The sequence below is a fragment of the Kineococcus rubinsiae genome, from assembly GCF_011839805.1.
GTDB classification, from domain to species: domain Bacteria; phylum Actinomycetota; class Actinomycetes; order Actinomycetales; family Kineococcaceae; genus Kineococcus; species Kineococcus rubinsiae.
The window spans coordinates 89,868-108,120 of the sequence record NZ_VWPY01000003.1; the positions used below are offsets into that span (position 1 = coordinate 89,868).

Annotated in this window: 19 protein-coding genes; 12 read left to right on the top strand and 7 right to left on the bottom strand. The window is 75.1% G+C overall.

From position 1 onward, the window contains the following. The first annotated feature begins 3 nt into the window (after positions 1-3). From F1544_RS03420 to F1544_RS03445, 6 genes are read left to right on the top strand one after another with little or no spacing between them, the layout of a single operon-like run. Entirely contained in the window at positions 4-1,161 is a 1,158-nt protein-coding gene (locus F1544_RS03420; protein WP_167582108.1) for an alpha/beta hydrolase family protein, read from the top strand. Next, a complete protein-coding gene (locus F1544_RS03425; protein WP_167582110.1) occupies positions 1,158-2,159 on the top strand; it encodes a cyclase family protein in 1,002 nt (333 codons plus the stop codon). The genes F1544_RS03420 and F1544_RS03425 overlap by 4 nt, the downstream gene beginning before the upstream one ends. Before the next feature lie 58 nt (positions 2,160-2,217). After that, a complete protein-coding gene (locus F1544_RS03430) occupies positions 2,218-3,357 on the top strand; it encodes an FAD-dependent monooxygenase (RefSeq protein ID WP_167582112.1) in 1,140 nt (379 codons plus the stop codon). Further along, positions 3,354-4,367, top strand: coding sequence for a fumarylacetoacetate hydrolase family protein (locus F1544_RS03435; protein ID WP_167582114.1), 1,014 nt, complete (start codon positions 3,354-3,356; stop codon positions 4,365-4,367). Before F1544_RS03430 ends, F1544_RS03435 begins: the two co-directional genes overlap by 4 nt. Next, on the top strand, positions 4,364-5,140 hold the full coding sequence (locus tag F1544_RS03440; protein WP_167582279.1) for a CoA transferase subunit A: 777 nt from the start codon (positions 4,364-4,366) through the stop codon (positions 5,138-5,140). The genes F1544_RS03435 and F1544_RS03440 overlap by 4 nt, the downstream gene beginning before the upstream one ends. Further along, on the top strand, positions 5,137-5,790 hold the full coding sequence (locus F1544_RS03445; RefSeq protein ID WP_167582116.1) for a CoA transferase subunit B: 654 nt from the start codon (positions 5,137-5,139) through the stop codon (positions 5,788-5,790). Before F1544_RS03440 ends, F1544_RS03445 begins: the two co-directional genes overlap by 4 nt. A 10-nt stretch (positions 5,791-5,800) precedes the next feature. On the opposite strand, the gene F1544_RS03450 is transcribed toward F1544_RS03445, so the two are convergent. From F1544_RS03450 to F1544_RS03465, 4 genes are all read right to left on the bottom strand, one after another. Next, positions 5,801-6,355 (bottom strand): isochorismatase family protein, encoded by a 555-nt coding sequence (locus tag F1544_RS03450; protein ID WP_167582118.1) that lies wholly within the window; start codon positions 6,353-6,355, stop codon positions 5,801-5,803. A 68-nt stretch (positions 6,356-6,423) separates the two neighbouring features. Beyond that, a complete protein-coding gene (locus tag F1544_RS03455) occupies positions 6,424-7,431 on the bottom strand; it encodes a hypothetical protein (protein WP_167582120.1) in 1,008 nt (335 codons plus the stop codon). A gap of 28 nt (positions 7,432-7,459) precedes the next feature. After that, positions 7,460-9,220, bottom strand: a complete 1,761-nt coding sequence (locus tag F1544_RS03460; protein ID WP_167582122.1) for a sensor domain-containing protein — start codon at positions 9,218-9,220, stop codon at positions 7,460-7,462. After that, positions 9,217-10,044 (bottom strand): alpha/beta fold hydrolase, encoded by an 828-nt coding sequence (locus tag F1544_RS03465; protein WP_308469855.1) that lies wholly within the window; start codon positions 10,042-10,044, stop codon positions 9,217-9,219. Before F1544_RS03465 ends, F1544_RS03460 begins: the two co-directional genes overlap by 4 nt. A 127-nt stretch (positions 10,045-10,171) precedes the next feature. Between F1544_RS03465 and F1544_RS03470 the strand changes: the two genes are divergently transcribed. Together F1544_RS03470 and F1544_RS03475 are read left to right on the top strand one after the other, a co-directional pair. Next, positions 10,172-11,254, top strand: coding sequence for a Gfo/Idh/MocA family protein (locus F1544_RS03470; RefSeq protein WP_167582126.1), 1,083 nt, complete (start codon positions 10,172-10,174; stop codon positions 11,252-11,254). 41 nt (positions 11,255-11,295) lie between these two features. Beyond that, complete coding sequence (locus tag F1544_RS03475) at positions 11,296-11,691, top strand: hypothetical protein (RefSeq protein WP_167582128.1); 396 nt, start codon at positions 11,296-11,298, stop codon at positions 11,689-11,691. A gap of 51 nt (positions 11,692-11,742) precedes the next feature. On the opposite strand, the gene F1544_RS03480 is transcribed toward F1544_RS03475, so the two are convergent. After that, positions 11,743-12,594, bottom strand: a complete 852-nt coding sequence (locus tag F1544_RS03480; RefSeq protein ID WP_308469856.1) for a LysR family transcriptional regulator — start codon at positions 12,592-12,594, stop codon at positions 11,743-11,745. Positions 12,595-12,745: 151 nt separating this feature from the next. On the opposite strand from F1544_RS03480, the gene F1544_RS03485 reads away from it, so the two are divergent. Beyond that, positions 12,746-14,038 carry an MFS transporter gene (locus F1544_RS03485; RefSeq protein WP_308469857.1) on the top strand — a complete coding sequence of 431 codons (1,293 nt, stop codon included), beginning with the start codon at positions 12,746-12,748 and terminating at the stop codon, positions 14,036-14,038. Positions 14,039-14,101: 63 nt separating this feature from the next. Next, positions 14,102-14,650 carry a MarR family winged helix-turn-helix transcriptional regulator gene (locus F1544_RS03490; protein ID WP_167582134.1) on the top strand — a complete coding sequence of 183 codons (549 nt, stop codon included), beginning with the start codon at positions 14,102-14,104 and terminating at the stop codon, positions 14,648-14,650. A gap of 21 nt (positions 14,651-14,671) precedes the next feature. Here the strand turns inward: F1544_RS03490 and F1544_RS03495 are convergent, their stop codons facing one another. Then, a complete protein-coding gene (locus F1544_RS03495; protein ID WP_167582136.1) occupies positions 14,672-15,001 on the bottom strand; it encodes a DUF2834 domain-containing protein in 330 nt (109 codons plus the stop codon). After that, positions 14,998-15,912, bottom strand: a complete 915-nt coding sequence (locus F1544_RS03500) for a hypothetical protein (RefSeq protein ID WP_167582138.1) — start codon at positions 15,910-15,912, stop codon at positions 14,998-15,000. The genes F1544_RS03495 and F1544_RS03500 overlap by 4 nt, the downstream gene beginning before the upstream one ends. A 116-nt stretch (positions 15,913-16,028) precedes the next feature. Here F1544_RS03500 and F1544_RS03505 point away from each other — a divergent pair, with 116 nt between their 5' ends. Together F1544_RS03505 and F1544_RS03510 are read left to right on the top strand one after the other, a co-directional pair. After that, the gene (locus tag F1544_RS03505) at positions 16,029-16,724 is read left to right on the top strand and encodes a TetR/AcrR family transcriptional regulator (protein ID WP_167582140.1); all 696 of its coding nucleotides are present in this window, start codon (positions 16,029-16,031) and stop codon (positions 16,722-16,724) included. 115 nt (positions 16,725-16,839) lie between these two features. Continuing rightward, on the top strand, positions 16,840-18,126 hold the full coding sequence (locus F1544_RS03510) for an alkaline phosphatase (protein WP_167582142.1): 1,287 nt from the start codon (positions 16,840-16,842) through the stop codon (positions 18,124-18,126). Positions 18,127-18,253 lie beyond the last annotated feature (127 nt).

Sequence of the window (18,253 nt, forward strand, 5' to 3'; positions counted from 1 at the left end):
ACCGTGTTCGAGTACTTCCCGGGCAACTACGTCTGGAACCTGTCGGCCAACCTGGCCATGGAGATGGGCGCCCGCATCGGCGAGGTGGACGCCATCTGCCGTCCGCTGCGCGCGGCCCTCGAGCGGGGCGATGAGGTCGGCACCCCGCAGTTCCTGGCCTCCTGGGAGCGTCAGGGCGACCAGCTCGTCGAGCTGGCCGCGGAGGACGAGGCCGCGGGCCGCCGCTTCAGCGCGGGCGAGAAGCTGGGGCGCGCGGCGACGTACTTCATCACGGGTGAGCGCATGCAGGCCCGCGACCACGCCCCCCGCGTCGCGCTGTACGCCAAGTTCCGCCACACCTTCGACCGGGGCGCCGCGCTGGCCGGGGAGGACGTGACCCGGATCGAGGTCCCCTACGCGGGGACGCACCTCGCGGCGCTGTTCGTGCCCGCGCAGGGCGTCGAGGGACCGGCCCCCGTGCTCGTGCAGGTCAACGGCCTCGACTCGACCAAGGAGATGGTCTACCGGACCGGGCCGGCCCTGAAGCTGGCCCGGCGCGGCGTGGCCTCGCTGATCGTCGACCAGCCCGGCACGGGGGAGGCCCTGCGCTGGCAGGAGCTGCCCGCCGTGGTCGAGGCCGAGGAGTGGGCGAGCGTGCTCTACGACCACCTCGCCGCGCGGACGGACGTCGACCCGGACCGCATCGGCATCCTCGGCGTCTCGCTGGGCGGCTACTACGCCCCGCGGGCCGTGGCGTTCGAACCGCGCTTCGCCCTCGGCGTCGCCTGGGGCGCGAACCACGACTGGGGCCAGGTGCAGCAGGCGCGGCTGGCGGCGCAGGGGGAGCGTCCCGTCCCGCACTACTGGGAGCACGTGCAGTGGGTGTGGGGTGCGGCCGACCGCGACGAGTTCTTCGAGATCGCCCGGCGCGTCACGCTGGACGGCGTCCTGGACCAGGTGAAGGTGCCGTTCCTCGTCACCCACGGGGAGCAGGACCGGCAGATCCCCCTGGCCTACGCCCACCGCAGCTACGAGCAGCTGGTCAACAGCCCCGACCGGGAGCTGAAGGTGTTCACCGACCGCGAGGGCGGCGTCCACCACTCCAGCGTCGACAACGGCGCCGTGGCCACGGACTTCATCGCCGACTGGGTCGCCGAGCGCTTCTCCGGGCGGCTCGGGTGAGCGCGCCGACCAGTGCCGCGGCGGCCACCCCGACGTGGGACCGGTCCGACCCGGAGGGCGCCATCGCCGAGGCCGCCGCGCGCTGCTCGAACTGGGGCCGCTGGGGCCCGGACGACGTGCACGGGACGCTGAACCACCTGACACCGGAGCTCCGCGTGCGGGCGGCGGGTCTCGTGCGCCGCGGCGTGACGTTCTCCCTGTCGCAGTCCTTCGACATGGACGGGCCGCAGAAGGGCTGGCGCCGGCGCACCAACCCGGTGCACACGATGCTCGACACCGGGGTGGACGCCGAGCGCGGCAACCAGGGGTTCCCGCACGGGATCGGCGGCGCCGACGACGTCATCACGATGCCGCTGCAGTGCTCGACCCAGTGGGACGGCCTCGGGCACATCTTCGACCACGGCCGGGCCTGGAACGGCCGCCGGGCCGGGGACGTGGTGACCAGCGAGGGCGACCTCGTCACGGGCATCCAGACCGCCGCCGCCCCGCTGTGCGGGCGCGGCGTGCTGCTCGACGTCGGCCGCGTCGTCGGGGAGGACGGCGAACTGCCCGACGGCTTCGCCATCACGACCGAGCACCTGGACCAGACGATCGCCGCGCAGGGTCCGACCGCCGGCGTCGGGCGGGGCGACCTCCTGCTCGTCCGCACGGGACGCCTGGCCCGCGCCCGCCGCGAGGGCTGGGGCGACTACGCGGGCGGCGCGTCACCGGGGTTGTCCTTCGGCACGGCCGGGTGGCTGCACGGCAGCGAGATCGCCGCGGTCGCCACCGACACGTGGGGCTTCGAGGTGCGCCCGAACGAGTTCGACGTCGCCTTCCAGCCGCTGCACCAGGTCGTCATCCCCCACGTCGGGCTCTACCTGGGGGAGATGTGGGACCTCGACGCGCTCGCGGCCGACTGCGCCTCGACCGGGGTCTTCGAGTTCCTCCTCACGGCCTCGCCGCTGCCCGTCACGGGCGCCGTCGGCTCACCCGTCAACCCCATCGCCCTGCTCTGACCACCGGCGCCCCCGCACCGGCCCGCACCACCGAGCACAGCACAGGAAGAAGGCGACGATGCCTGCAGTGAGTTCCGCCCTCGTCATCGGCGGGGGCCCGGCCGGTGCGGCCGCGGCCGTCCTGCTCGCGCGGGCGGGGGTGGCCGTCGACCTGGCCGAGCAGCGTCCCGGCCCCCCCGAGGTCGGGTCCGGCATCACGCTGCAGGGCAACGCCCTGAGGGTCCTGCGGGACCTCGGCGTCTGGCCGCGGGTCGCGGCCAGCGGCTTCCCGTTCGACTCCCTCGGCATCCGCGCCCCCGACCCGGCCGGCACCCTCCTCGTGGAGATGCCGGACGTCCGCACGGGCGGCCCCGACCTCCCCGGGACCATGGGGATGTCGCGCCCGGAGCTGGCCCGGATCCTGCTCGCCCGCGCCGCGGAGGTCGGTGCGGAGGTCCGCTTCGACACCTCCGTGACAGGTCTGGAGCAGGACGCGGACGGTGTCGACGTCCGGTTCGCGGACGACTCGACCGGGCGCTACGACGTCGTCGTGGGCGCGGACGGGATCCGCTCCGCCACGCGCGAGCTCATCGGCGTCCCCGTCGAGACGCGGCCGACGGGCATGGGCATCTGGCGCATCCACGCGCCGCGGCCGCCGGAGGTCGTGCGCACCGACCTCGTCTACGGCGGTCGCTGCTACATCGCCGGGTACTGCCCGACGAGCGAGGACACCCTCTACGCCTACCTCGTCGAGGACCACCAGGACCGCAGCGGCCTGGACCAGGCCGAGCAGATCGCGGTGTTCCGCGATCTCGCGTCGTCGTACCACGGCCCGTGGGACGCGGTGCGGGACGGACTCACCGACGAGACGCCCGTCAACTACACGCGGTTCGAGAGCCACTTCGTCGACGGACCGTGGAACCGGGGCCGGGTCGTGCTGATCGGTGACGCCGCGCACGCCTGCCCGCCCACCATCGCGCAGGGCGCGGCCCAGGCCCTCGAGGACGCGGCCGTGCTCGGCGAGCTGCTCACCACCTCCGAGCGGCTCGACGACGCGCTCTGGGAGCGGTTCACCGCGCGCCGCGGCGACCGCGCCCGGACGATCGTCGAGGCGTCGGTGCAGCTGGCGCAGTGGATGCTCGACCGCGTGCCGCGCGAGGAGACCGACGTCCCCGGGCTGATGGCCCGGACGTTCGCGCTCGTGGCGGTGCCCGCGTGAGGTTCGCGACCGTCGAGCAGGGCGGGCGCCGGTTCGGCGGGGTCGTCGTCGGGGCGGCCGGCGAGGAGGTCCTGCACGCGCTGCCGCTCGGCACGACCGTCGACGACCTCGTCGCGGCGGGGCTCGGGGCCGCCGTGGAGGCGGGGGAGCGGGCCGTGGGCTCCTCCGACCCCGTGCCGGTCGCGGCGCTGCGCCTGCTGCCGCCGCTGCGGCCCGCCTCGGTGCGCGATTTCGTGGCCTTCGAGGAGCACGTCGAGGGGGTCGTGCGCAGCGTCTCCGGCGAGGGCGGCGTGCAGCCCGCCTGGTACGAGGCGCCGACGTTCTACTTCGGCAACCCGCACAGCGCGATCGGCGCGCACGACGACGTCGCCGTCCCGCCCGGCTGCTCCGCGTTCGACTACGAGCTGGAGGTCGCCGTGGTCGTCGGCCGGGAGGGGACGAACCTCAGCCCGGAGGAGGCCCGCGGGCACGTGTTCGGCTACACGCTGTTCAACGACTGGTCCGCGCGCGACCTCCAGCGCCGCGAGATGCAGGTCGGGCTCGGTCCGGCCAAGGGCAAGGACTCGGCGGTGACGCTCGGCCCGTGGCTCGTGACCGCCGACGAGCTGGAGTGGTCCCGCGACGCGGACGGGTTCCTCGACCTGGCGCTGACCGCGAGCGTCAACGGCCGCGTCGTGGGTTCGGACCTGCTGTCGAACGCCTCCTGGACGTTCGAGGAGATGATCGCCTACGCCTCGCGCGGCGCGGTCGTGCGGCCCGGGGACGTCCTCGGGTCCGGGACGGCCGGCAACGGCGGCTGCCTCGCGGAGCTCTGGGGCCGGGCGGGCCGCCAGGACCCGCCCCCGCTGGTGCCGGGCGACGTCGTGCGCCTGGAGGCCGAGGGCCTCGGCGCGGTGCAGAACCGGGTGGTCGCCGGCGCGGCGATCGGCGACCTCCCGGTGGTCCGGGCCGCCCGCACGCGGCCCCGACGACGGCCGGCCGACCGCGTCGACCCCGCCGGTAGGGTCTGAGCGTGGACAAGGTGGTCGGAGCGACGGAGGCCGTCGCGGGCATCGCCGACGGCGCGAGCATCGCCGTGGGCGGGTTCGGGCTGTCCGGCATCCCGTGGATCCTCGTGGAGGCGCTGCTCGAGCAGGGCGCCGGCGGGCTCACGGTCGTGTCGAACAACTGCGGTGTCGACGGGGCCGGCCTCGGGCTGCTGCTCGCCGCGCACCGCATCGACCGCGTCATCGCCTCCTACGTCGGGGAGAACAAGGAGTTCGCCCGGCAGTACCTCGCGGGCGAGCTGCAGGTGGAGCTCACGCCGCAGGGAACCCTCGCCGAGCGCCTGCGCGCGGGCGGCGCCGGGATCGGCGCGTTCTACACGCCCACCGGCGTCGGGACCCAGGTGGCCGACGGCGGCCTGCCGTGGCGCTACCACGCCGACGGGACCGTGGCCCTGGCCTCGCCGCCCAAGGAGGTCCGCACGTTCCTGGGCCGCGAGATGGTCCTCGAGGAGGGCATCGTCACCGACGTCACGCTCGTCCGGGCCGCCGTCGCCGACCGGCACGGGAACGCGGTGTTCCACGCGGCCGCGCGGAACTTCAACCCCCTCGCCGCGATGGCCGGGAGGTTCACCGTCCTGGAGGCGGAACGGGTCGTCGAGGCGGGCGAGATCCACCCCGACGACGTGCACCTGCCGGGCATCTTCGTGCAGCAGGTCGTCGCGCTGACGCCGGAGCAGGCCTCGCGCAAGCAGATCGAGAAGCGCACCACGCGCGGACCCGGGGAGGCGGAGCGGTGACCGGCTGGACGCGCGACGAGATCGCGGCCCGCGCCGCGCTCGAACTGCAGGACGGGCAGTACGTGAACCTCGGGATCGGGCTGCCGACGCTCGTGCCCACCCACCTGCCCGCGGGGGTCCACCTCGTCATGCAGTCCGAGAACGGCATCCTCGGTGTGGGCCCCTACCCGCTGGAGGAGGAGGTCGACCCCGACCTCATCAACGCCGGCAAGGAGACCGTCACGGTCCTGCCGGGTTCCTCGTTCTTCGACTCGGCGCTCAGCTTCGCGATGATCCGCGGCGGCCACGTCGACGTCGCCGTCCTCGGCGCCATGCAGGTCTCCGTCGCCGGGGACCTCGCGAACTGGATGGTGCCCGGGAAGATGGTCAAGGGCATGGGCGGGGCCATGGACCTCGTCCACGGCGCCCGCCGCGTCGTCGTGACCATGGAGCACACCGCGCGCGACGGCAGCCCGAAGCTGCTGGCGCGGTGCGACCTCCCCCTCACGGGCAAGGCGGTCGTGGACCGGGTCATCACCGACCTCGGCGTCCTCGACGTGGCGGGCGACGCGTTCGAGCTCGTCGAACTCGCCCCGGGCGTCACGCGCGAGGCGCTCGTCGCCGTGACGGGCGCCCCGGTGCGCGACCGGGCGGGTTCTCCCACCTCCTGACGCGGCGGCGTCAGCTCCCGAAGACGACGTCCGCCGTCGCGACCGTGCCGGCGGTGCGGCCCGGGGCCGTCTGGTGCTGCCAGTAGAGGTTGGTGTGCGCGATGACGGCGGCCGGGGCGGGGGCGCCCCACGACGTCTTGTCGCCCGTTGTGTGGGCGTCGCCGACGAGGGTCGCGTCGTAGCCGCGGGTGAACGCGCCGTGCAGCGTCGAGCGGATGCACGCGTCGGTCTCCGCGCCCGCGATCACGAGGCGGCCGACGCCGAGGCCGGCGAGGACGTCCTCGAGGTCGGTGGCTTCGAAGGAGTCGCCGTGGTTCTTGTGGACGTGGGCCTCGCCGTCGCCCGCCGGGAGCTCGGGCACGACCTGCCAGTCGTCGCTGTCGCGGGCCATGAACTCGTCGGCGTGCTGGACCCAGACGACCGGCGTCCCGGCCTCGCGCGCCCGCCCGACGAGGGTGGCGATGTTCGCGACGACGGCGTCGCGCTCGTGGGCCTCGGCGACGACGCCGTTCTGCACGTCGACGACGAGGAGGGCGGTGTTCGGGCGGTTCTCCAGGGTGGTCATGGTCTCCCCTTGCTCGCGCGGTGTCCGTGCTCCGCACGCTAGCGCCGGGCACCGACAGCAGAGTGGGCTCAGCGGGGCTGGCGCCGGTGCCGGGCGAGGTCGGAGTTCACCAGCCCCAGCAGGGCCAGGACCACCACGAGCCCGGCCGTGGCGAGCAGCTGGGAGGACACGAACAGGCACACCTGGGTGATGAGCAGCGACGCGAGGGCGCTGCGCTGGAACGACTCCACGGCCGCGCGCCGCCCGCGCCGGCGCGCCTGGACCAGACCCGCGGCCACGAACACCAGGGACACCGCGGTGCCGACGAACACCCCGGCGATCGAGACGTCGTAGAGGTCGCGGCGGCTCCACACCTCCAGCAGGACCAGCACCGACATCAGGGCCTGGCCGGCCAGCAGCACCCCCATGAGCGGCAGCGCCCACCACGCGGCGGAGGCGCGTTCGACGCGGGCGGCGACCGCCCGCCAGGCCCGGAGCACGTGCTGCGGGACGCCCGGGGAGCTCGTGGGCACGGTGGTGAGCAGAGCCCGCAGCTCGGCGGCCGCGGGGGAGTCGCCCGCCTTGGCCAGCGAGCGGAGGGCCTCGTCGCGCCGGTGCTCCGGCAACCGCCCCGCGAGCCCGTCGACCAGGGCGTGCGCCGCGGCGGCCACCCGCTCGTCGGCGTCGAGGGGGCGGCGGCGGCGCCACGTGTGACCGGCCACGACGACCCCGGCCAGGACGCCGTACATGATCGCCGCGGCGGGTTCGTAGAAGTAGTCGTTGTCGGTGGTGACGAACTTGCCGACCTCGTCGATGAACAGCCCGAACCCCACGCCGCCGAGGACCGCGCTGAGCGGGCGGGGGCCGGGGCCCAGGTAGGCGAGCTGCAGCAGCAGGGCCGCCGCCATCAGCAGGCCCCCGGGCAGGACGTGGGCGATGTGCAGGCCGGCGCCGCCGCCGATCTGCGGGTAGCCCGTCAGCGCGAGCAGCGTCCGCGTCAGCAGGATCGTCGTGACCGCGGAGACGACGAACGTCGTCAGGTGCTGCACGGCCTTCGGGCTGCGGACGAAGTCCACGGGAGGGGGCCGTCGGGACACCCCAGCACGCTACGCGAGGCGGCCGGGCTCAGCCCGCGGTGCGGACGGGTGCCCGCTCGTCCCGCGTCCGGTCCACCGGCGCCCAGTCCTCCAGCGCGCCGGCGGTCAGCGGCCGGGCGAAGAGGTAGCCCTGCACGAAGTCGCAGTCCATGCCGACGAGCGCGAGGCGCTGCCCCTCGGTCTCCACGCCCTCGGCGACGGCGCGGATGCCCATGGCGTGCGCGAGCTGCACGCACGTCGCGACGATCGCGTCGTCGCCGTCGTTGACGCCCAGGCCCATCACGAAGGAGCGGTCGATCTTGAGCTCGTCGACGGGGAAGCGCTGCAGGTACGTGAGGCTCGCGTAGCCGGTGCCGAAGTCGTCCACGGCGATGCCGACGCCGAGGGCCTTCAGCGCGTGCAGCGTCGCGGCCGCGGTCTCCGGGTCGGTGACGAGCGCCGTCTCGGTGACCTCCAGGACCAGCAGGCGCGGGTCGAGGCCGTGGCGGGCCAGCACCGCGGTGACGGCGGCGACCAGCCCGGGGTCGGCGAGCTGGCGGGTCGAGACGTTCACGGCCATCTCCACGGTCCGGTGCGCGGGGTCGTCCGCCCACCGCGCCGCCTGCGCGACCGCCGTGTCGAGGACCCAGGCGCCGAGCTCGCGCACGAGCCCCGACTCCTCCGCGACGTCGATGAACGCCGCCGGCGGCAGCAGGCCCCGCTCGGGGTGCTGCCAGCGCACCAGCGCCTCGACGCCCGTCATCGTGCCCGCCGCCAGCCCGATCCGCGGCTGGTAGTGCAGGCGCAGCTCGCCGCCGGCGACCGCGCGGCGCAGCTCCCCGAGCAGCCGCAGCCGGTCGACGGCGACGTCGGTGCACGCGGGGTCGTGGACCTCGACGCGGCGGCGCCCGGCCGCCTTGGCGCGGTGCACGGCGACGGCCGCGTGGTGCAGCAGCCGCTCGGCGGTGTCCTCGGGCGAGGCGGTGACCGCGACGCCGACGCTCGCGGACACGACGATCTCCAGGCCCTGCACGACGAGGGGGACGCCGAGGGCGGCCTGCACCCGCTGGGCGAGGGCGACGGCGGCCGCCGCGTCGAGCTGGTCGGCGACGACGAACTCGTCCCCAGACAGGCGCGCGACGGTCGCGGACTCGCGCACGCTCGCGCGCAGCCGGCCCGCGACGACCCCCAGCAGCTCGTCGCCGGCGGCGGTGCCGAGGCTCGCGTTGACGGCGGCGAAGTGGTCGAGGTCGACGAAGAGCAGCCCGAACGGCGCGGGCGCGCCCGCGAGGCGGTGCGTCAGCTCCGCGTCCAGGCCGGCCCGGTTCGGCAGCCCGGTCAGGGCGTCGCGCAGCGCCTGGCGCCGCAGGTCCTCCTCCGCCCGCACGCGCGCCGCCTCGGACGCCTCGGCGCGGTGCAGGGTGGCGACGAGCTCCTGCTCGTAGGCGCGGCGCTCCGGGATGCTGAACACGATGATCCGCAGCTCCGCCGCGCGGTCCCCGGCGGCGGGGCTGCGCGTCGCGGTCAGCAGGCACGCGCGCCGGGAGCGGTCGGCCGCGACGACGTCGACGACGACCTCGCTGACGGCTCCCGCGGTGAGCAGCTGCGGCAGGCAGTGCGTGCTGAAGAGGATGCGGTCGCCCACGGGCAGCAGGCGCAGGACCGACGTGCCGAGCAGGTCGCCGCGCCGGTACCCGGCCCAGTCGAGGAACGTGTCGTTGGCGCGGGTGATCGTGCCGTCGTCGGTGGTCGTGAGGTACCCGCACGGTGCCTGCTGGAACAGCGCCTCGGCACCGTCGGCGGTGCTCACCCGGGGTTCCGCAGGTGCGTCAGCACGGCGGCCGCGGTCTCCTCGGGGGCGCTGACGTGCGGGCAGTGGCCGATCGCCGCCAGCTGCACCAGGACGCTGCCCGCGATGCCCTCGTGCACCCGGCGCACCGCGGTGGCCGGGGCCAGCGCGTCGGCGCGGCACTGCACGACGAGGGTGGGCGTCGTGACCCGCGCCAGCACGTCGCGGCTGTCGGAGAGGAACGTGACGCGGGCGAAGTCGCGCGCCGTCTCGGGGTTGGTCTGGCGGAACGCGTGCGTCAGCTCCTCCCCGAGCTCGGGCCGGTCGGGGGTGCCCATGATCATCGGCGCGACCGCCGCACTCCAGGCGAAGTAGTTGTGGTCGAGGGAGTCCAGCAGCTCCTCGACGTCCTCGCGGGAGAACCCGCCCTCGTAGCCCGTCGCGGGGTCGTCCACGTAGCGCGCCGACGGGGCCAGCAGCACCAGCTGCGAGAAGCGCTGCGGCGCAGCGACCGCCGCGCGCACGGCGACCATCGCGCCGACGCTGTGGGCGACCAGGACGACGTCGTGCAGGTCCAGCTCCGCGCAGACGTCCAGCAGGTCGCCGGCGTACCCGTCGAGCGAGGAGTGCCGCACGCGGTCGTAGGCCGCCGGGTCGGAGTGGCCGGCGCCGGCCTGGTCGAAGAGCACCACGCGGTGCTCGCCGGTGAACGCCGGGAGGATCCGGTGCCACATCTCCTGCCCCGACCCGAAGCCGTGGACCAGGACGACGGTCCGGCCCCCGGGACGGCCCAGGACGGTCACGTTGGCGCGCCGGGCCGCCGTGTCTGCTGCGAGGTGGTTCACCGTGGTCCGTTCTCCGTGGTGCACGCCGTGGCGTCGACGTCTCCCTCCGTGCATCGGCAGCGGGGTCGGCGTCCTGAACCGCCGCTCCAGCGGGTGCGCCGGCCGGGCGCGGTGGCAGGCTGCGGACGTGACCTCCCCCGGACCCGTCCCCTTCGCCGTCGTCGGCAGCGGCTGGCGCTGCGACTTCTTCCTGCGCCTGGCCCGGATGGCGCCGCACGCGCTGCGCGCCGTCGGCGTCGTCACCCGCAGCGCGGAGAGCGGCGAGCGCGTGACGCGGGAGTGGGGCGTGCCGGCCGTGCGCACCATCGCCGAGGTGCTGGCGGGGGAGCGGCCCGCCTTCGTCGTCGCCTCCGTGCCGTGGGCGCAGATGCCGGTCACCGTGCGCGAGCTCGTCGCGGCCGGGCTGCCCGTCCTGGCCGAGACGCCCCCCGCCCCGGACCTCGACGGCCTGCGGTCGCTGTGGGCCGACGTCGGGGCGAGCGGGCGCGTCCAGGTCGCCGAGCAGTACCTGCTCATGCCGGGCCACGCCGCGCGCCGGACCCTGGTGCGCGAGGGCGTCATCGGCGAGCCCACGTCGGTGCAGGTCTCCTCGACGCACCAGTACCACGCGGTCTCGCTCGTGCGCGGCCTGCTCGGCGTCGACCGCGAACCCGTCACGGTCACCGCGCGCCGGTTCGCGGCGCCGCTGCTGGACCCGATGAGCGGCGCCGGCTGGAACCCGCCGGCCCCGGCGGAACCCCGCACCACCACGCTCGGGATGCTCGACTGGGGCGGGCGCTCCGGCCTCTACGACTTCACCGACAACCAGTGGTGGAACCCGCTGCGCGCCCGGCGCGTCGTCGTGCGCGGCTCGGCCGGGGAGATCGTCGACGACGCCGTCACGCGGATGGTGGACCCCACGAGCCCCGTCACCTCGCTGCTGTCCTACCGGCGGCGCGGCATCGACATGAACCTCGAGGGCGTCGACCTCGACACCGTGAGCTTCGACGGGCGCGTGGTCTACCGCAACGCCTGGGCGGGCACCCGGATGTCCGAGGACGACATCGCGGTGGCGCAGATCCTCGCCGACACGGGCGCGTGGGCGGCCGGCGACGGGCCGGAGCCGTACCCGCTCGCGCAGGCCTGCCAGGACCACGCGGTGGCGCTCGCGATCGAGGAGTCGGCGAGCACGGGCGCCGACGTCACCGTCGCCGGGGAGCCCTGGGCCTAGACCCCCCGCCCCGCCGGGGCCGCGCGGGTAGCGTCGGCGGGGTGCACCGACGGACGGCCGCCGCGGCCCTGGCGGGTCTGCTCCTGCTGACCGCGGCCTGCGGCGACGGCGGGGCCGGCGACGCGGCCGCCGCGTGCTCGACGGCGCCCGTGCCCGCTGAGGACCCGGGTGCGGACGACGCGGCGGGCGTCTCGACCGAGCGCCGCGACGCCTACGCGCAGGCGGCGGAGCTCGCGGCCTCGGCGGCCGAGGAGGACGCCCGCTGGCGCGACCTCGCGGGCGGGTACGCGACCCTCTCCGACACGGCCGCGCAGGTGGTCGCGACGGGGAGCGGCGAGAGCGCGCTCTCCGACGAGCAGCTCACGGGCCTGGTCACGCAGGTCGTCGCGGCGTCCGCCGCCGTCCGGCGCCTCTGCGCCGTCGCCGAGGTCAGCTGACCCCGATCCCTCCGTGATCTTGCAGGGATCACCTGCATGATCACGGAGGGATCAGGACGCCGAGAGGCCGCGGGGGCCGCTGGAGAGCACGGCCGCGGCGAGTGCCCGGGCCGCGGGCCGCCCCTCCGTCCGCGGGTTCGTCAGCAGCACCAGGTCGATCTGCCCGAGCTCGGGCAGCTTGTGCTGGGCGCCGAGCTGGGTCAGCTGCACGGGCACGAGGCTGCTCGCGAGGCACGAGACGCCGATGCCCGCGGCGACCGCGGCGATGAGGCCGTTCACGCCGCGGCACACGCACGCCGTGCGGTAGCCGATGCCCGCGTTCTCCAGCGCCTCGTGCATCGCGGTGCCGCTGAGGCTGGGTGAGGGGTAGACCGCGAGGGGGATGGGCTTGGTGAGGTCCAGGCGGGTGGACGGGTTGCCCACCCAGACCATCCGCTCGCGCTTGACGAGCTTGCCCTCGCCGGAACCGCGCGGGCGCTTGCCGATGAAGATGTCGAGGCGGTCGCTCTCGAGGCGGCGGTGCAGGGTTCCCGACTGGTCGACCGTCAGCTCCAGGTCGACCCGGGGGTTCTCGGAGCGGAAGTCGCGCAGGATCTGCGGCAGCCGGGTCAGGGCCAGGTCGTCCGACATCCCGATGCGCAGCCGGCCGTGGGGGCGCTCGCCGCGGAAGTAGCTCGCGGCCTCCTCGTGCGCCGCGAGGATGGAGCGCGCGAACCCCAGCATCGCCTCACCGTCCGGGGTGACGGAGACGGTGTGCGTGTCGCGCAGCACGAGGGTGCGCCCGACGGCCTCCTCGAGCTTGCGCAGGTGCTGGCTCACGGTGGACTGCCGGACCCCGAGCCGCGCGGCCGCCTGGGTGAAGCTGTTCGTCTGCGCCACAGCGAGGAACGAGCGGAGCTGCACGGGGTCGAGCGTCGTCGCCGGATCCACCAGGTCCCGCCCATCGCGATTCGTGATGACTGATAGTTGCTTGATCGAGGTAGCTGGGGGTGAAGTCTACGCGGGTCCTCGCCGAGACTGGGTGGCAGAGCGTTGGACCACGAGAGGTTTGGTTGTGACCGCGGCGATCGCCGAGCACGGCAGGAAGTCCGTCAGCAGAGGATCCACCCGCAGCGGAGGGCTGCGCGCGACGTTCGGGGCGCTGGCCGTGCCGAACTACCGCATCTACGTGAGCGGGCAGGCCGTCGCGAACACCGGCACCTGGATCCAGAACATCGCCCTCGACTGGCTCGTCCTGCAGCTGACCGGCAGCCCCGCGGCCGTCGGCATCGCGATGGCGCTGCAGTTCACGCCGATCCTCTTCCTCGGGATGCACGGCGGCATGCTCGCCGACCGCTACTCCAAGCGCACGATCCTCATGACGACGCAGGTCCTCTCGGGCCTGCTCGCGGGCTCGCTCGCCGTCATGACGCTGACGGGCCGGATCTCGGTCGGGTTCGTCTACGCCGTCGCCCTCATCGGCGGGGTCGTCTTCGCGATCGACAACCCCACGCGCCAGGTGTTCGTCAGCGAGGTCGTCCCGGCCCGCTACCTGCGCAACGCCGTCGCCCTGAACGCGGCCGTCTTCCAGAGCACCCGCCTCGTCGGCCCCGCGGTGGCCAGCATCCTCATCGGCACGGTCGGCAGCGGCTGGGCCTTCGGCGTGAACGCGCTCTGCTACCTCGGCCCGACCGTCGCGCTGGCGTTCCTGCGCACCGCCGACCTCACCCCCACGCCGCGGTCCCTGCGCGCGCCGGGGCAGCTGCGCTCGGCGCTGCGCTACGTGGCGGACCGCCCGCACGTCGCGTGGACGATCGCCCTCGTGGGGGTCTTCGGCACCTTCGGCCTCAACTTCCCCGTCGTCCTCACCGCCATGGCCAGCCAGACCTTCGCCGGCGGTGCCGGGCTCTACGGGACCTTCAACATCGTCCTCGCGGTCGGCTCGATCGCCGGCGCGCTGATCGCCGGCAGCCGGACGCGCATCCGGCTGCGGCTGATCGTCGCGATGGGCGCGGCCTTCGGGCTGGCGCAGTTCGCGGCCGCCCTCGCCCCGACGCTCGCGGTCTTCGTGGTCGCGCTGGTCGCCATGGGCGTCACCAACCTGGCCTTCCAGGCGATGGCGAACTCCTCGGTCCAGCTCTCCGTCGACCCGGAGTTCCGGGGCCGGGTCATGGGCCTCTACATGCTCGTCTTCATCGGCGGCACCCCGCTCGGCGCGCCGCTGGTCGGCTACGTCACCGAGCACGCCGGCGTGCGGGCCGGGATGGCGCTGTGCGGCCTGGTGCCGATGGTCGCGGCCCTCGCGCTCGGCCTGATGCTCTCCGTCCGCGTCTCGCGCGCCGCCCGGACGGCGCAGCTCGCCGCCTGAGCGGAGGGGACCCGCCACGGCGTGTCCCGTTGAAGGGTCAAGAGTTCTAGTACCGTGGGGAACATGACGGATCCCCGGCAGGATTCCGCCACGGTTGCGGTCGACGGGCCCCCGCGGTGGCTGACGACGGACGAGCAGGTCGCCTGGCGCGGCCTCGTCGAGCTCAGCGTGAAGCTGCCCGCGCTGCTGGACGCGAACCTCCAGCGCGAGGCCGCGGTCACCAACTTCGAGTACGGCGTGCTGGCGCGGCTCACCGAGGAGCCCGCCGGCCTGCTGCGCATGAGCGCGCTCGCGCAGGACTGCAACGGCTCCCTGTCGCGGCTCTCGCACGCCGCCAAGCGCCTCGAGGGGCTCGGGCTGATCGAGCGCAGCACCGACCCGGCCGACGGGCGCTACACGATCGCCACGCTGACCGAGGCGGGCCGGCGCAAGGTCGTCGAGGCGGCCCCCGGCCACGTCCGGACGGTCCTGCACCACGTGATCGAACCCCTCACGCCCGAGCAGCTGGAGCAGCTGACGGAGATCGCGCGCGCCGTCCTGGCCCGCATCGACCCCGCCTCGCCCTTCCTCTGCGGCTCGGTGACGAGCCGGGGCACGACGCCCCCCGGCTGAGCGCGGGCTGGGCCCGAGGGCTCAGCCGTCCCCGCGGCGGGCGTGCAGCGCCCGCTCGCGCACCAGCAGGAACAGCGGCACCGCGAAGGCCATCGCCACCACCAGGCCGGCGACGACGTAGGCCAGCGGCCACCGCATCCCGAGCCGCCGGCCCTCGGTGACGACGAAGATGCTGACGGCGGCCGCGAGGACGAGCAGGTCGACGGCCGCCGACGAGGACGCCGCGTTCGCGAACCACGCCTGCACGTACCCGGTGGAGCCGTCGTAGGTGAGGTTGAAGTACCAGGTGAGGACGAGGCCCGCCGCGGCCGCGACGCCGTAGAACACCTGCCGCCCCGCCGAGGCGCTCACGCCGCCACCGCCCGGCGGCGCAGGACGAGCCCGCCGGCGACCGCGACCGCGAGCGCCCAGCCGAGCGCCGCGAGGCCCACCGCGGTGTCGGGGCGCAGCAGCGGCAGGCCGCGCAGCGCCTGCCAGGCCAGCAGGACCACGCCGCCCGCGTACCCGGCCGAGGCGACGGTGACCAGGCGGGCGGCGGTGCGGTCGGCGAGCCCGGGCGCCCAGCGGTGCAGCGCCCAGGCGAGCAGGAGCAGCACCTGCAGGCCGTGCAGCCCGGCGAAGTGCGCCACCCGGAGGTCGCCCGCCGCGGTGCTCCAGCCCGTCACCGGCAGGCCGGGCCCGCCGTCGGGGGCCCCGACGGTGTGCGCGCCCGCGGCCGTCGCCGTGCGGTTGGCCAGCATCAGCCCGGCCTCGGCCATGCCCAGCAGCGACACGAGCAGCCCGCCCCGCAGGCCCGCCGCGAGCGTGCGGGGCAGCCCGCGCTGGCGCAGCAGCAGGACGGCGGCCGCGGCCGCGGCGAGGAAGACGAGCGCGACGAAGCCGCCCATGGCGCTGAACACGGCCGCGTCGAAGGGGGTGTCGTCGTTGAAGTGGCTCGTCGTGCCGCGGGCGACCTGCAGGCCGATGAGCAGCAGCTCGACGACGAGGGCCACCCCGGTCGTCCAGGCGATGGCGGCGACGGCCCGGCGGTGGCCCGTGACCTGCCGCAGCACCCAGGCGAGCGTGGCGCAGTAGACGGCGATGGAGACGGCGAACTTGGCGGGCTTGAGCCACGCCGGGGCGCCGGTGATGGTGCGGTCGTCGAGCAGCAGGCCGACGGCGGTCGCGGCGAGCGCGGCGACGCAGGCCACCGCGACCCCCCGGAGCACCCGGGACGCCGTGGTGGGGGAGGGCGGGGCGGGGGCGGGGTGCAGCACGGTCACGGGGAGCTCCAGGAGCGAGGAGGGGTGGTGCGAACACCGTTCACTCGCCTCGCCGCGGTTGTCAACAGTGTTCTCCTCGAGAACGTCGTTCACACGACTGCGGTAGCCTTCTCCCCATGACCGCCACCACGCGCCGCAGCGAGCAGCGGGCCGCGACGCTCGCCGAGATCAAGGCGGCCGCGTGGGCGGACATGGCGCGCTCCGGCACCACGGGGCTCTCCCTGCGCGGGGTGGCCCGCGAGATGGGCATGGCGGTCTCCGCGCTCTACCGCTACTTCCCCAGCCGCGACGACCTCCTCACCACCCTGGTCGTCGACTGCTTCGACGCCCTCACGGCCCGGCTGCGCACCGCGCTGGACGAGGTGCCCGCCGGCGCCGACGCCGTCGAGGCCTACCTGCACGTCGGCCGCGCCTACCGCGACTGGGCGCTCGCCGACCCGCTGCAGTACCGGCTGGCCTTCGGCAACCCCGTCGACGGCTACACCGGCACCGACGCCACGACGGCCGCCGCGCAGCGCTCCTCGGGCGTCCTGCTCGAGGTGATGGCCCGGGCCGTGGACGCCGACCGCGTGGACACCGCCACCGTCGACGCGCTCCTCACCGACCCGCTGCGCGCGGCGCTCGAGGGCTGGTCGGCCGCGCTGCCCCGCCCGCTGCCCGCGGCCGCCCTCGGCGCCGCGGCGATCTGCTACGCCGCCCTGCACGGGGCCATCGACCTCGAGCTGAACCGGCACCTGCCGCCGCAGCTGCGCGGTCAGCCCGCGCTGTTCGACGCCACCCTGCGCTCGACCATCACCGCCCTCACCCGCTGACGGCCGGGGCCGGCGGCGCCGCACACGTGGTCCACAGCGCCGGCTGGCGCGGGACACAGCGGACTGCCAGGCTCGCGCGGGTCCTGACGTCGCAGCGCTGCGAGAGGTCCACGCCATGCCCCGAAGCTCCCGTCCGTCCCGGCCCCTGCTGGGGGCCGCCACCCTGATCGCGCTGGCCGCGACCGCCGCCGCCTGCGGCGTCCAGCCCGCCCCCACCGCCGACCCGGCCGGCGGACCCCGCCACGCCCGGGCGAAGAACGTCGTCGTGCTGCAGGGCGACGGCATGGGCATCGCCCACCGCGAGCTGGTCCGGCTGGCCACCAAGGGCCAGGACGAGGAGCTGGCGATGGACTCCCTCGACGTCGCCGGCTGGGTCCACACCGACCCGCTGGACCCCGAGGACACCGTCACCGACTCCGCCGCCTCCGCGACCGCGTTCGCGACCGGTGTGCGCACCTACAACGGGGCCGTCGGCGTCGACGCGGACGGCCGCGCCCTGCCGACGCTGCTCGAGCAGGCCCGCCGCGCCGGCAAGGCCACCGGGCTCGTGACGACGTCGCAGGTCACCGACGCGACGCCCGCGGCCTACGGCTCGCACGTCCCCGACCGAGACGACCAGAGCGAGATCGCCCGCCAGTTCATCGAGGAGACGCGCCCCGACGTCGTCCTCGGCGGCGGCGAGGACCGGTGGCTGCCGCCGGGCGAGGAGGGCGCGTGGCCCGACCACCCGGCCACCGACCCCACCGAGGAGAGCGCCGGCACGCAGGGCAACCTCATCGAGCGCGCGCAGGAGCTCGGCTACCACTACGTCTCCGACGCCGAGGGCCTGGCCGCGGCCCGCCCCCGCGGCCGGCTGCTCGGCCTGTTCGCCAACGAGGAGATGTTCGAGCACCGCAACGAGGGCCCCGACGCCCTGTACGACCCGGCGGTCCCGCTGCGGGACATGGCGTCCAAGGCGCTGGACGTGCTCTCGCGCGACCGCGACGGGTTCTTCCTGCTCGTGGAGGAGGAGGGCGTCGACGAGATGGCCCACCACAACAACGCGCACCTCACGATCGAGGCGGGCGCCGCGCTGGACTCGACCGTGCAGCTCGTCCTCGACTTCGCGGAGACGCACCCCGACACCCTCGTCGTCGTGGTCGGCGACCACGAGACGGGCGGGCTCGCCATCGAGAACCCCGACGCGGACGACGAGTCCGGCGACGGGGAGTCGACCGAGGACGGGCCGTTCACCGTGGCCGGGACGGACCTGGAGTTCGTCGTCGACTGGACCACGGAGCAGCACACGGGGGCGGCGACGCCGCTCACGGCGCAGGGGCCGGGGGCGGACCGCCTCGGCCGCGTCCAGGACAGCACCGACGTCCACGACGCCATCGCCGCCGCGATGCTGGGTCGTCGCTGAGATCGGGTCGTCGCTGAGGTCGGGGCTGCACCGGCTCGGGTCCGCGCTGAGGTCGGCGCTGCGCCGGGTCCGGACCGCGCCGAGGTCGCGAACCGGCGCCCGGCGCGGCCTGCTGGCCGGGGGCGGG

What these genes read in the sequence shown, in the direction of transcription:
- F1544_RS03490 (WP_167582134.1), top strand. Translation starts at nt 14,102, where the DNA reads ATGACGGATCCCCGGCAGGATTCCGCCACGGTTGCGGTCGACGGGCCC.
- F1544_RS03510 (WP_167582142.1), top strand. Translation starts at nt 16,840, where the DNA reads ATGCCCCGAAGCTCCCGTCCGTCCCGGCCCCTGCTGGGGGCCGCCACC.
- F1544_RS03505 (WP_167582140.1), top strand. Translation starts at nt 16,029, where the DNA reads ATGACCGCCACCACGCGCCGCAGCGAGCAGCGGGCCGCGACGCTCGCC.
- F1544_RS03430 (WP_167582112.1), top strand. Translation starts at nt 2,218, where the DNA reads ATGCCTGCAGTGAGTTCCGCCCTCGTCATCGGCGGGGGCCCGGCCGGT.
- F1544_RS03450 (WP_167582118.1), bottom strand. Translation starts at nt 6,355, where the DNA reads ATGACCACCCTGGAGAACCGCCCGAACACCGCCCTCCTCGTCGTCGAC.